The sequence below is a fragment of the Flavobacterium sp. B330r genome, assembly GCF_056824325.1.
This window is the reverse complement of record NZ_CP124860.1, coordinates 5,406,951-5,419,486: the sequence shown is the minus strand read 5'-3', so window position 1 is coordinate 5,419,486 and position 12,536 is coordinate 5,406,951. Positions and strand designations below refer to the sequence as shown.

Sequence of the window (12,536 nt, the reverse complement as noted above, 5' to 3'; positions counted from 1 at the left end):
CTCTAAAAAGAAATTTGAGATAATTACAGATTTAAATTTTTTTGACACAAGAATAAAAATTTATTCTACAGAAGAGGATTGGTATGAATTCAATCTTTCTTAATTTAATATAACTTCAGGGGTTACTAATTCCGCTAACTTAGCAGCAATATCTATCATTGAATCATCGATAGTATTTAAACCACTTCTTGAGCCAAGTAAAGGACTTACTTCACGTAAATCATCAAAAGTTGTATTGTGAACTATAGGAACAAGTAAATCACGAGCTAAGAGAGCAGAAAGTTCCTTGTCAGCAATTCCTTCACCTTTAATGCGTTTAAGAAACGAAGGAGTAACTAAGACAATTCCAACTCGAGATTTTGCCAATCCTTTGTCGATTTCACGGAGCAAAGATGAACCTAACAAAACATCTTTTTCACTAAACCAAACAGAAACACCTTTTAATTCTAATAAATCGTGTAATTCTTTAGCTGCGTCTTTTCGATCATCCCAAGCGTGACAAAGAAAAACATCTCGCAAGTCTGGTAAATCAGAACGTTTCTCAATGTTTTCACGTACAGGTGTAAGTGTTCGTATCTCTGCTGGTGTGTATAGGATTGTAGATCCAGCTGAAGACCAACGGGCTTTAGTTTTATACTGTCCACTGCTACTGCTACTGCTACGACCAGACGAGCTGTTTGATGATGAAGAATAAGACGAATAAGAATTATAACTACGATAGCTACCTCTGCCTCCGCATGCTGGGCAGTTTTCTCTTGCACTTGCTGTGCGATGACCATGAACTGGTGCTGTACATCTTGACATATTAAATATAATTTTGATTAGTTTTAAATTTTTAAAAATTGTAGATTTTTTTTCTTTTTGGTTAATTGTTTAATTCTGGGTTAATGAAGAAGGCTTTTTAACCTTCTTCATTGATTTTGTTGGTGTTATTTTTCTTTGGTAACGCCTTTAAAAGGAGTAGGGCTGGAGGTTTTTACATCCATAAATTGTCCAGTTTCAGAATCTCTTTTAGTCCACAATCCTGTTTTGGGATTTAAAACTTGAGTTCTGTCTTTTACAGCTCCTTTTCTTGAATTGTCTTTAGGTGGATTTGTTGCCATCTTTTTTCAATTTAGAGTTAAACAATGTTCCTTTAACTTCACGACATAAAGGATTTGACGAGAATAATGTAAGCTTATTTGAAAGGTTCTCCACAGATTGCAGACCAATTATCCCACACAGTAGCTACACATCTTTCTAAATTTATTCTTAGTCTAGTACAGATTAATTCTGCATCTATACGTGCTCTCTCTGAAGTATTATTAGGATGATAAAGTGATGTATTGGGAAAGTAAATAATTTTACAGGTGTTTCCTGAAATTTGATCTAAATAGCCTAATTCGAACATTTCTTTTTTGAATTCTGCGTGTTTACTGGTGATGTCATAAGTTAATAGTGAAGCCATATGTTGTTTTTTATCGGTTAATTATACGTTTTTATCGATTATTTGTTCTGTTTTTGTGCTGTTTTAATTTATTTTTTTGATGTTTATGAGATAATGTCGTACAAAATTAGAAAATATTTTTCAAATAAAAAAGTATTTTTTACTATTTCATACGTATATCTCTCATATTTTTGTATTTTTGCATTGAATACATATATTTATACATAAAAATGCTCGTAAAATTCTCTGTATGTAATTTTTTGTCTTTTAAGGAAAATACATCAATAAACTTATCTGCTACCTCATTAACTGAGTATAGAAATGATAATATTTTTCAGTCTCCTATAAATGATTTAAGTCTTTTAAAAAGCTTAATTGTTTATGGCGCGAATTCTAGTGGAAAAAGTAATTTATTTAGAGCTCTTTCATTTATGAGGTGGCTTATTTTAAGCTCATCAAAAGAATCAACCTCAGGTGACGAGATTTCTGTTGAAAGATTTAAGTTGTCAACTGAAACTATTGATAAACCAAGTTTTTTTGAAATAGAGTTTATAATTGATAATAAAAAATATAGGTATGGCTTTGAAGTGGATAGAGAAAAAATCCATTCAGAATATTTATACTATCAAACAAAAAACAAAGAGTATCCCCTGTTTGATAGAAAATTGCAAGAAATTCAACTCGGTAAAAAATTTGATATTGAAACATTAAAGTTGGTTCCGATTACTAGAGAAAATGCTCTTTTTTTATCAGTTTGTGCACAGTTTAATGATTCATTGTCAACTATGTTGACTAAAGAAATGAGAGATATTAATATTATATCAGGAATTAACGACCATAACTCGGGTGAATATACTATTAAGATGCTTAATGATAGTAAGTTTAATGTTATGGTAAACAATCTTTTAAGGAGCGCTAACCTAGGATTTAATGAAGTGAAAGTTAAAAAGGTATCGACTCAGGATCTTATCGGTAAATCTGATATTCCTAAAGAATTACTTAAAATCATATTAAAGAAAAATCCTGAAAATGATATTGTAAGTACCAAACATTATGTTTATGATCAGAACAATGAAATTAAAAGTGAAGAGTTCTTTGATTTAAACTCAGAGGAATCTTTGGGGACAAGGAAGTTTTTTGCTTTGTCAGGACCAATAATCGAAGCTTTGACTAAGGGGACATTATTGATAATTGATGAATTTGATTCTAGACTTCATCCAGAATTGTGTAAAGCAATAATAAAACTTTTTAATTCTTCCGAAAATAATCCTTATAATGCTCAGCTAATTATAGCATCGCATAATTCTACTTTTATAAATTCTACAAATAAGCTGTTCAGAAGAGACCAAATTATTATCGCAGGTAAAAATAAATATGGAATTACAAGATTAGAAAGTTTATTTGAAAAGAAAGTTAGAAAAGATGCATCATTTGAAAAGGATTATTTGTCAGGCAAATATGATGGAGTTTCAATAGACTTAAAGGTTAATAATCAATTAGGTTTAAATTTAGATGAATAATTCCATCTTAAGATAAAATAAAAAGGACAGTTCTCAAATACGTGAGAGAACTGCCCTTTTAGGCAAATTTAAAAATTTGCATTCCTAAGAATGCGTACAGTTTTTGGTAATCACTAAAATGAAGACTAAACGCAGGTTATTCGTTTATGACATCGCCTTCCTTAGTTTCTTCGCTGGCAATTTTTACCAGTTTATCGTTTGGAGTTAAATCGCCGAAAATTTCGATTTTATCTTCGATTTCTCTTCCTTTTTTAATGTCAACTCTTGTCGCTTTGTGGTTTACTACTTTTACCACATATAAACCTTCCGCAGAATTCACCATCGCCGATTTTGGAACTACAAATGTGCTGTCTTTCGCGTTAAGCGGTAAAAGAACTTCGGCAACCATTCCTGGCAATAAATTTCCTTTGGTGTTATGAACGTCCATTTCAACTCTTTCAGAGCGTAATTTTAAATCTAAAGCGCCAGACATTCTGGTAATTTTAGCTGTGAAAGTTTCTGGCAATGATTTTACATTAAAACTCATTTCGTCGCCTGGGTGCAAATATCCTGTGTACAATTCTGGAACAGAAACCGCCAAACGTAATTTACTTTGCTCCTGAATCGTTAATAAAGGCAAATCAGAACCTTTTCCTGCTGGACCAACAAATGTTCCTAAATTGACATTTCTAGCCGCTACAACGCCATCAAAAGGAGCGCGAATTTCAAGATAACCTCTCATAATCGCAATTTCTTTATGAGCAGCAATTGCAGCTTGAAGTTGTGCGTAATCAGAATTCTTTTTACCGCTTGCCATTTCTAAATCGTTTTTAGAAATCGTTCCTTCAACCTTGCTCGTTTCATACAAACGGTTGTAAGTGCTTTTGCTGGTTGCGTAAATCGCTTCCATAGATTTCAATCTCGATTCGGCTGCAGCCAATTGCGAACTGATTTCTGGTGCTTCCAATACAATCAAAAGCTGTCCTTTTTTTACTTTCGTACCAATATCAACTTTTAATAGTTTTACGAAACTGCTCACTTTTGCATACAAATCAACTTGTTGGAAACCGGTTAATTCGGCTGGTAAACGCAATTCTGTTGTTAGTTTTTCTTTCGCTAAAGCGAAAGTTTCTACTTTAGGTTCGATTTCCGCTTTTACCGTTTCTTCTTTTTTAGAAGTACAGCTGTTCAGAAAAAATACTGCTGCTAGAAACAGCGGGCTATATTTTATAATTTTAGTGTTCATTTTTTGGTTTTAATGATGAGATATAATGGATACTTTCTTCGTCTTCAGGATCTAAAGAAACAGATTGTGTCGATGTTTTTTCTTGTGCCCACGCAAATATCTGCGGAAGGATTAATAATACGGCAAAAGTAGAAAATAATAATCCGCCAATAACCGCTCTTCCTAACGGAGAAACTTGATCGCCTCCTTCGCCGTGACCAATTGCCATTGGCAACATTCCCGCAATCATCGCAACCGAAGTCATGATAATCGGACGAAGACGCAACGCAGCCGCTTCACGCGCAGATTCTAAGGCATTTCCGTTTATTTTTCGAAGCTGTTCGGCATTCGTAACCAAAAGAACGGCGTTGGCAATAGAAACTCCAACCGACATGATGATTCCCATATATGATTGTAAATTCAACGTTGAACCTGTAAGCGTCAGCATTAATAAAGATCCTAAAACTACGGCAGGAACTGTTGTTAAAATAACCAACGAAACTTTAAACGATTGGAAATTAGCGGCCAACATTAAGAAGATTACGAAAACGGCAACCAATAACCCCGTTTGCAAACTGCTTAATGTTTCGGTCAATACAGTACTTAGTCCAATTGGCGTGATAAACAAACCACGAGGTAATTCGCCCAAGGCACTAATTGTTTTGCTCACATCTTTTGATGCCGTACCTAAATCGGTTTGGTAGATGTTTGCCGTAACGGTAATGTATGGCATGGCCCCTAAATTGTCATTTTCACCGCTTACAAAGCCCGGTGTAATTTTGGCAACGTCACTTAAAACAGGACGAAGCGAGTTTTTTAATACCGGAATTTCTCCAATATCAGTTTTGCTTTTCATTTTGTTTAATGGTACCTGAACCTGAACAGAATACGATAATCCTGCTTTTTCGTCTACCCAGTTATTTTTTTCGGTATAACGAGAAGATGAGGTTGAAGCTACAAGCGAACGTGAAATATCATTCATATCAACTCCCAATTCAGCCGCGCGGGTTCTGTCAATATCAATATTCATTGCTGGATAGTGAATTGGCTGACCAATCTGTACGTCTCTGAAATACGAAATCGCTTTTAACTTGTCTACAATTTGAGTCGCGTATAATTCGTTTTTCTTTTTGTCTTTTCCGGCAACTCGAATCTCAATTGGAGTAGGAGAACCTTGGCTTAAAACTTTATCCGTCAATTCGATTGGCTCAAAAGAAAGTTTAGTATCTGGCAATACTTTTTTAAGTCTTGCTCTAAATTCATCTTTAAAATCGTCCATATCTTCATGATAGTCTTTTAAACTCACTTGGAAAACCGCTTCGTGAGAACCTGCCATGAATAAATAAATCGGGTTGATCGAGAATAGAGAAGGGTGCTGGCCGACATATACAGACGTGATTCCGATATGATCTTTACCCACCATTTTCTCTAATTCTTTTAAAACAACTCTGGCTTGTTCTTCTGTTCTTTCCAAACGCGTTCCGTCAACAGCGCGCATTCTCAATTGAAACTGACTTGAATTGGTTCTCGGGAAAACGTCTTTTCCGATAAAAGTAAGAAATACAATCGCCAGAATAATTGATCCCGTTAGATAAATAATAGTCGTTGCTTTTTTATGAACAAACAAGCGATCTAAAGTTCGCATGAAACGATTTCTGAATTTTTCAAAACCGCTTACTTTTCCGTCGTTGTTGAAATCTTCTCTTTCAACCAAATCTTTTTTCTGACCAATTAAATTTTGCTCAGATTCAGGCGTTAATCCGCAGGCATTAAACTCTGCTTCATCGTCTGTAATGTTTGGTTCGTGTGCGTGTTTTTCATGACCTTTCATCATCCAGTTGGCCATAACAGGAACAAAAGTCTGCGAAAGCAAGAATGAAATTACCATTGAAAATCCAATCGCTAAAGCCAAAGGCAAGAACAATGCTCCCGGAATTCCGACCATGGTAAATGCTGGCGCAAATACGGCTAGAATACAAAGAAGGATCAACAATTTAGGTAAAGCAATTTCCTGACAGGCATCCCAAATGGCGAGTGCCTTGGGTTTTCCCATGTCGAGATGCTGGTGAATATTTTCGATGGTTACCGTACTTTCATCCACCAAAATACCAATTGCAAGAGCCAATCCTGAAAGAGACATTAAGTTGATCGTTTGTCCGAATAATTTCAAGAATAAAACCCCAGAAATAATCGAAATCGGAATCGTCATAATTACGATTAATGCCGCACGACGGTCGCCCAAGAATAATAAAACCATTAATCCCGTTAGAACTGCACCAATAATTCCCTCCGTAATCAAACTTTTTACCGAGTTAATTACATAAACCGATTGGTCAAATTCGTACGTAATGTTTACATCTTCAGGAAGCGTACTTTGAATTTTAGGAAGTTCTTTTTTCAATTTCTGAACCACATCCCAAGTCGAAGCGTCTCCCGCTTTTGCAATACTAATGTAAACCGAACGTTTTCCGTTTACCAAAGCATAACCTGCCGTAATATCGGCACCGTCTTTTACAGACGCAACATCGCCCAGTTTTAAGTTCTGAACGCCGCCTTTGAATAACGGAATCTGTTCAAAATCTTTAACTTCTTTAATCGTATTATTCGTTGGCGTAATATAGTTTTTGTCGCCCATACGCACGTTTCCAGATGGAGCCGTTTGGTTGTTCAAACGAATCGCATCTACGATCTGGTCTGGCGTCATATTATGAGAACGCAATAAATCTGGATCTACGTTTACCTCGATAGTTCTTGGGCTTCCGCCGAAAGGAGCTGGAGATAATAATCCTGGAATTGCAGTAAAGGAAGCACGAACATAAACGTTGGCTAAATCCTGTAATTCGTTGTTTGAACGTATTTTACTGCTCAATACCAATTGTCCAATTGGCAAAGAAGAAGCGTCAAAACGAATGATAAACGGTGGCTGTGTTCCCGGAGGAAAAGCCGCTTGGATTCTGTTGGAAAGCGCACTCAACTCGGCAGCAGCCTGAGCCATGTTGGTTCCTTCATAATAGGTTAATTTCATAATCATTAACCCCTGAATATTTTTGGTTTCTACCGATTTGATACCGTTCGAGAAAGGTAAAACATTCACGTAGTTTTTGGCAAAATAGGCCTCCATTTGGTCTGGCGTGTAACCTCCAAACGGATGCGCAATATAGATAACCGGCAAATTCATTTTTGGCAGAATGTCTACCTTAATGTCTTTGATGGCACCAATTCCGAAGAAAAATAGACCCGCAACCAATACTAATATGGAAATGGGTTTGCGGAGTGCAAAACGTATTAAATTCATTTGGATCTATAGTTAAAATTCATTTATAAATAAGTCAAAATTGCCTGTTGCGGCTACTTTTAGCAAGAACGACTGCCATACATTATTGTTGACAATATCACGGTCGATTTCGGCACGGTTTAAAACATACATCGTTTGTGTTAAATCGGTCAGATCGGTTAAACCGTTTTTGTATAATGTCGATTTCTGTACGTAAGCTCTTTTTGCCGCATCAACCTGAATAGGCGCTTCGGCATAATTTTCTAACGTAATTTTGATCTTATCTTCGGCAAAATTCAATTGCGATTTCAATTCTCTATCGGCCTGATTGTATTCTTCCTGTAAAGCCTGAGAAACAAATTTCTGAGCGCTTACTTGTTTGCTTGATCTAAAAGGAGTGGTTAAATTCCATGTAATTCCAACACCAACCAAATAATTGGTACGGTCTGGATTTACGCCATCCCAATAATTTCTGCTAAAAGCATTTTGGTCTGTAGCATAAGTATTGTCAAATCCTGAAGCTCTGGTTTGTAAAACCCCAAAAGCACTCATGGTCGGATAATAAAAACGCTTGAATAATTTAACCTGCTGATTGCTGTAATCGATTTTGGTTTTGTACAGTTGCAATAACGGATGAAGACTGTCATTTGCCGCATTTCCTTGAATCAATTCTTTTGGAATCTGAGTTACAAAAAGCGTATCGGTAACAAAATCCTGAGGCGCAACGCCCATTAAATCGACCAATTTATTGTTTTGTTCCTTAACGAAATTCCTTGCTAAGTTTAAAGCAATTTTAGCTTTAGAAACTTCAGCTGTAGCCAATGTAGAATCGACTCCGGCCAATAATCCGTTTTTAACTCTTGCAACAGCGGTCTTTTTGAAAACTTCTGCGCGATCTAGATTTTTCTGCTGAGAAATCAATAATCTCTGACTTGCCAATAGATTTAAATAAGCAGCCGAAATTTTGATTTCCTGCTGGAATTTTTCCTGCTGTAAGTCTTTTTCTTTGGCCTGAACATCAATTTTAGATAAATTGATTTTTTCCTGTGTTTTTCCGAAAGTGAAAAAATCCCAGTTCATGTTGACCAGATAAAGCGCACCAAACGCCGAATTCCAGTTTTGTTCAGGAAGAGGTAAACCTGATGAAGCAACTCCTAAACCACCAAAACCATACAACGGTCCGTTTTGTCCGTTTACAGTTCCGTAATCCTGCTGTGCCGATAAATTTAAGTTCGGCAGATAATCACGTCGAGATTGTTTTAGAGTCTCTTTTGATGCATTGGTGTAATTGTTTTTTGCCCGGATAGAACCGTAGTTTTCAAGACCTGTTTTTACTGCTTCTTTTAAAGACAGGGTTTGAGCGTAACCGATTGAGGCAAAAATCAAGAAAAATAATAAGGTAATTTTTTTGAAATACATAAACTCAAGGTGTGATATAAAATGTTTTGATGAAACAAATTTATTTCTCTTATACTGATAAAAGTCAGGTTAAGTGATGTACTGCACTAGTAAATGACGAATTGAATTGGTCATTTTTTGAAAAAAATAATTAAATATTTGTTCGTACTTTGTAAACTATTTCAAAATTAAGAATGAACAAAAAAATTGATAACATACTGGATAACAAATGGTGGCAGGAGGTTGCCGTTGTCCTTTTCTCCTTTACAATTTATACCTTAAAAAATGACTGGATGCTGTTTAGTTCCTTCATTTCAATTTTAATGGGTGTATTTTTCTATTGCATTTTGTACATGCATGCTCAGTTTAACCGCTTCTTTCTACTTCCTATTTTATTTAAAAGCAATAAGCCTTTTACCTATATCATTTTAACGCTCTTTGGTGTTTTTGTATTCTCTGTCATATTATATGAAATTACAAGGATGGATATGTTTGCCAAATGCCATCTGTATCAGAACTCACATCAGAGAAGTTATGCCTACCAGTTGGCGAGTGTTTTAGGAACTTTGGTCTGCATTCTGAGTCCGATTATTGTTTTTAAGTTTTATCGTATTCACAGAAAACAAACCGATGCGGCTTTATTGTTCAATCAAATGCAATTAAATTCATTGAAAGGACAATTAAATCCGCATTTTTTATTCAATACATTTAATACGCTTTATGGAATCAGTCTTCAGTTTCCAGACAGAACGCCAGATTTGATTATGAAAGTTTCGCAATTAATGCGTTACCAATTAGAAAGCAACAGCAAACAATGTGTTTCTTTAGAAGACGAATTGGAATTTATAAACAGTTACGTTCAGCTAGAAAAAGAGCGTGTGGGATATCGTTGTGAGATTAATTTTGAAAGTAAAGTAGATATAGAATACACCTATAAAATTTCTCCGATGCTGCTAATTGCATTTATCGAAAATGCTTTTAAACACGGAACTTGTGCTATCGAAAATTGCTTCGTAAAAATTAATATTACTGTTGAAAGTGGATTGTTGCATCTTCATGTAGCCAATTCAATTCCGAAGAAAAACGATGTGATTTCGACCAAAATCGGTTTAAAAAATACGATTGAACGTCTGAATTTAATTTATGGAAAAGACTATAAATTGGATGTAAAAGACGATAAACAGACTTATATTGTAGATTTACAAATACAGCTTAAAAAGTTTGTAGGATGAGAGAAACAAAAAGATGCATTATTATAGATGATGAACCCGCTGCGCATTATGTTCTGGCTAATTATATTAAACAGAATCCGCAGTTAGAATTGGTTTTTCAAGGTTATAACGGCATTGAAGCGATGAATTACCTTAGAGAGAATTCAGTCGATTTAATGTTTCTGGATATCAATATGCCTGAAATTTCAGGAATGGAATTGCTTAAAATTCTTCCAACGCATCCCAAAACTATTTTAACTACAGCCTATTCTGAATTTGCGCTTGAAAGTTACGATTACGGCGTAATTGATTATTTACTAAAGCCAATCTATTTTCCTAGATTTTTAAAAGCAATTGACCGTTTTTTTGCTACCGAAAATTCAAAGCAAAAGACAGAAGAAACTGTTAACTCAGTAAGTGTAAAAGTTGATGGTTATTTAATGGAAATTGAATTGGACCAGCTTTTGTATGCGCAGAGTTTTGGTAATTACGTAAAACTTCACACCATCAAAAGAACGTATCTGGCTTCTATCACTACAACAGAGTTTGAAAAATGTCTTCCAGAAAAGAGTTTTATGCGAATTCATAAATCCTATATCGTGGCGCTGGATAAAATTGATGCAACCGAAAAAGATTTTGTGGTGATTAAAAATGAAAGAATCCCAATCGGAATTACTTATAAAAGAGAACTAACAGACCGATTAAAAAAGCTAGAATTGTAATTGAATGCTTGATTTTAAAAGAGTTTTTTCTTCCGAGAAAAAATGTTAATTTCTTCCTATTATCGTAATAGAAAAAGTAGTACTTTTAATACGTTATTAAAGTTTAATTTAAAAAATGAAACTATGAAAAACGTGCTTTTGTCTTTTACTTTTTTATGCAGTAGTTTTTTAATTGCGCAGGAGGGAACCAATATGAAAAAAGTGGTCACACCTCCAGAAAAAATCCGATTTGCTTTTGAGAGAGAATATCCGGGAAAAGTACCAGTCTGGTCGGAAGAATATGTTGGTGACGACGCAGATGAGATCAGGTATGAAGCGCGATACAATGTAGATGACAGAACAAAAGCGGTAGCGATTTACGATAATCTTGGAAACATGAAAGCATATGAATTGCAGATCTCGTTTAAACAGCTTCCGATAAAAGCACAGTCGTATTTAAAAAAGAATTATAAAGCAAAAGCGATTCTAGAAATTGCAATGGTGGTAGACGATAAGAAAAAAACAACATACGAAGTTGGTATAGAAAAAGATACTAAATTTTATGATATTGTTTTTGACGCAGAGGGCGGTTTTAATGTCTCTGTAGAAAAAAACTAAAACGCTTTACTAATTCAAATATTATTTGAAATGACAAACCCGATAAGTTTTTGGTTACTTATCGGGTTTTGTTTTGTGTTTTTTTGTTTCAAGTTTCAAGTTTCAGGTTCTACATTCAAACCTGACAGGTTTTTAAAACCTGTCAGGTTTAACAATTGCTTTTTTTGGAATTTGGAATTTTAAATTTGGAATTTTAAAAAACTTATAACATCATCCCTCCAGAAACTTCGATTCGTTGTGCATTTACCCAGCGAGAATCTTCAGTACATAAAAAGGCAACAACACCGCCAATATCATCAGGAAGACCAACTCTTCCTAAAGCCGTCACAGAAGCAATTTGCTGGTTCATTTGTTCGTTATCGCGAACTACACCGCCTCCAAAATCAGTTTCAATAGCGCCAGGAGCAACAACATTTACTCTTATTTTTCTTGCTCCTAATTCTTTTGCCTGATATTTGGTCAAAGTTTCAATTGCGCCTTTCATAGAAGCGTAAGCCGCATATCCAGGGAATGAAAATCGTGCTAAACCTGTCGAAATGTTTACAATTCCGCCGCCGTCATTCATTACGTTTAATCCTTTTTGAGTTAAGAAAAATGGACCTTTGAACTGAATATTAGTCAATTGATCAAACTCAGCTTCGGTTGTTCCAATAAAAGAATTGTGAATCCCGATTCCAGCGTTGTTTACTAAAAAGTCGAATTTATCGGTTTTAAAAGTGTCTTTCAAAACTGTTTTTACACTTTCAAAAAATGAATCAAAAGTTCCAGGTTCAGCAACATTCAATTGCAATGAAGCCGCTTTTTGACCTAAACTTTCAATTTCTTTTACTACTAAATCAGCCTCTTCTTTTTTACTGTTGTACGTGATAATTACATCAAGTCCTTTTTTTGCAATTGCAATTGCCATGTTTTTTCCTAAACCTCTGCTACCGCCTGTAACTAGAGCTATTTTTGTATTTACTGCCATTTTTTTAATTGTTAATTGTGAATGGTTAATTATTAATTGTGAATGCTGAATGGTTAATTGTGAATTACTTGCTGTTTTTTTGTCAGTCTAAGCGTAGTCGAAGACCTTTACGGCACCAATGTCCTTCGACTTCGCTCAGGAGGACAAATCGTTGAGTTTATTATTTAAAAACATAGAAACATAGATTTTATTTCTCTTTTAAAAGATTGCTTAAAGA

Annotated in this window: 11 protein-coding genes; 4 read left to right on the top strand and 7 right to left on the bottom strand. The window is 35.0% G+C overall.

What is annotated here, in order from left to right:
* Positions 1 to 99 precede the first annotated feature (99 nt).
* The 3 genes from QLQ95_RS23710 to QLQ95_RS23700 all read right to left on the bottom strand — a co-directional run bounded on the left by QLQ95_RS23710 (position 100) and on the right by QLQ95_RS23700 (position 1,447).
* Positions 100 to 804, bottom strand: coding sequence for a toll/interleukin-1 receptor domain-containing protein (locus QLQ95_RS23710; RefSeq protein ID WP_428239242.1), 705 nt, complete (start codon positions 802 to 804; stop codon positions 100 to 102).
* Positions 805 to 929: 125 nt separating this feature from the next.
* Positions 930 to 1,103 (bottom strand): hypothetical protein, encoded by a 174-nt coding sequence (locus QLQ95_RS23705; RefSeq protein ID WP_167519871.1) that lies wholly within the window; start codon positions 1,101 to 1,103, stop codon positions 930 to 932.
* Between the two features lie 74 nt (positions 1,104 to 1,177).
* The gene (locus QLQ95_RS23700; protein ID WP_428239243.1) at positions 1,178 to 1,447 is read right to left on the bottom strand and encodes a hypothetical protein; all 270 of its coding nucleotides are present in this window, start codon (positions 1,445 to 1,447) and stop codon (positions 1,178 to 1,180) included.
* A gap of 209 nt (positions 1,448 to 1,656) precedes the next feature.
* Here QLQ95_RS23700 and QLQ95_RS23695 point away from each other — a divergent pair, with 209 nt between their 5' ends.
* Positions 1,657 to 2,946: an AAA family ATPase gene (locus tag QLQ95_RS23695; protein WP_482501962.1), complete on the top strand. Its 1,290-nt coding sequence runs from the start codon at positions 1,657 to 1,659 to the stop codon at positions 2,944 to 2,946.
* A 136-nt stretch (positions 2,947 to 3,082) separates the two neighbouring features.
* Here QLQ95_RS23695 and QLQ95_RS23690 read toward each other — a convergent pair whose 3' ends face one another.
* The 3 genes from QLQ95_RS23690 to QLQ95_RS23680 are packed head-to-tail and all read right to left on the bottom strand — an operon-like array spanning position 3,083 to position 8,843.
* Positions 3,083 to 4,171, bottom strand: coding sequence for an efflux RND transporter periplasmic adaptor subunit (locus QLQ95_RS23690; RefSeq protein ID WP_482501961.1), 1,089 nt, complete (start codon positions 4,169 to 4,171; stop codon positions 3,083 to 3,085).
* Positions 4,161 to 7,445 carry an efflux RND transporter permease subunit gene (locus tag QLQ95_RS23685; RefSeq protein WP_482501960.1) on the bottom strand — a complete coding sequence of 1,095 codons (3,285 nt, stop codon included), beginning with the start codon at positions 7,443 to 7,445 and terminating at the stop codon, positions 4,161 to 4,163. The genes QLQ95_RS23690 and QLQ95_RS23685 overlap by 11 nt, the downstream gene beginning before the upstream one ends.
* Positions 7,446 to 7,457: 12 nt before the next feature.
* Positions 7,458 to 8,843 carry a TolC family protein gene (locus QLQ95_RS23680; RefSeq protein ID WP_095930813.1) on the bottom strand — a complete coding sequence of 462 codons (1,386 nt, stop codon included), beginning with the start codon at positions 8,841 to 8,843 and terminating at the stop codon, positions 7,458 to 7,460.
* Positions 8,844 to 9,016: 173 nt separating this feature from the next.
* On the opposite strand from QLQ95_RS23680, the gene QLQ95_RS23675 reads away from it, so the two are divergent.
* The 3 genes from QLQ95_RS23675 to QLQ95_RS23665 all read left to right on the top strand — a co-directional run bounded on the left by QLQ95_RS23675 (position 9,017) and on the right by QLQ95_RS23665 (position 11,352).
* Positions 9,017 to 10,054 (top strand): sensor histidine kinase, encoded by a 1,038-nt coding sequence (locus QLQ95_RS23675; protein ID WP_482501959.1) that lies wholly within the window; start codon positions 9,017 to 9,019, stop codon positions 10,052 to 10,054.
* The gene (locus QLQ95_RS23670) at positions 10,051 to 10,755 is read left to right on the top strand and encodes a LytR/AlgR family response regulator transcription factor (protein ID WP_320495824.1); all 705 of its coding nucleotides are present in this window, start codon (positions 10,051 to 10,053) and stop codon (positions 10,753 to 10,755) included. Before QLQ95_RS23675 ends, QLQ95_RS23670 begins: the two co-directional genes overlap by 4 nt.
* A 123-nt stretch (positions 10,756 to 10,878) precedes the next feature.
* Positions 10,879 to 11,352, top strand: a complete 474-nt coding sequence (locus QLQ95_RS23665) for a hypothetical protein (RefSeq protein WP_095930831.1) — start codon at positions 10,879 to 10,881, stop codon at positions 11,350 to 11,352.
* A 202-nt stretch (positions 11,353 to 11,554) separates the two neighbouring features.
* Here the strand turns inward: QLQ95_RS23665 and QLQ95_RS23660 are convergent, their stop codons facing one another.
* Entirely contained in the window at positions 11,555 to 12,319 is a 765-nt protein-coding gene (locus QLQ95_RS23660; protein ID WP_482501958.1) for an SDR family oxidoreductase, read from the bottom strand.
* Positions 12,320 to 12,536: the final 217 nt, after the last annotated feature.

Excerpts from the sequence above, each read along its gene's own strand:
- QLQ95_RS23710 (WP_428239242.1), bottom strand. The coding sequence starts at position 804 with ATGTCAAGATGTACAGCACCAGTTCATGGTCATCGCACAGCAAGTGCA.
- QLQ95_RS23705 (WP_167519871.1), bottom strand. The coding sequence starts at position 1,103 with ATGGCAACAAATCCACCTAAAGACAATTCAAGAAAAGGAGCTGTAAAA.
- QLQ95_RS23700 (WP_428239243.1), bottom strand. The coding sequence starts at position 1,447 with ATGGCTTCACTATTAACTTATGACATCACCAGTAAACACGCAGAATTC.
- QLQ95_RS23695 (WP_482501962.1), top strand. The coding sequence starts at position 1,657 with ATGCTCGTAAAATTCTCTGTATGTAATTTTTTGTCTTTTAAGGAAAAT.
- QLQ95_RS23690 (WP_482501961.1), bottom strand. The coding sequence starts at position 4,171 with ATGAACACTAAAATTATAAAATATAGCCCGCTGTTTCTAGCAGCAGTA.
- QLQ95_RS23685 (WP_482501960.1), bottom strand. The coding sequence starts at position 7,445 with ATGAATTTAATACGTTTTGCACTCCGCAAACCCATTTCCATATTAGTA.
- QLQ95_RS23680 (WP_095930813.1), bottom strand. The coding sequence starts at position 8,843 with ATGTATTTCAAAAAAATTACCTTATTATTTTTCTTGATTTTTGCCTCA.
- QLQ95_RS23675 (WP_482501959.1), top strand. The coding sequence starts at position 9,017 with ATGAACAAAAAAATTGATAACATACTGGATAACAAATGGTGGCAGGAG.
- QLQ95_RS23670 (WP_320495824.1), top strand. The coding sequence starts at position 10,051 with ATGAGAGAAACAAAAAGATGCATTATTATAGATGATGAACCCGCTGCG.
- QLQ95_RS23665 (WP_095930831.1), top strand. The coding sequence starts at position 10,879 with ATGAAAAACGTGCTTTTGTCTTTTACTTTTTTATGCAGTAGTTTTTTA.
- QLQ95_RS23660 (WP_482501958.1), bottom strand. The coding sequence starts at position 12,319 with ATGGCAGTAAATACAAAAATAGCTCTAGTTACAGGCGGTAGCAGAGGT.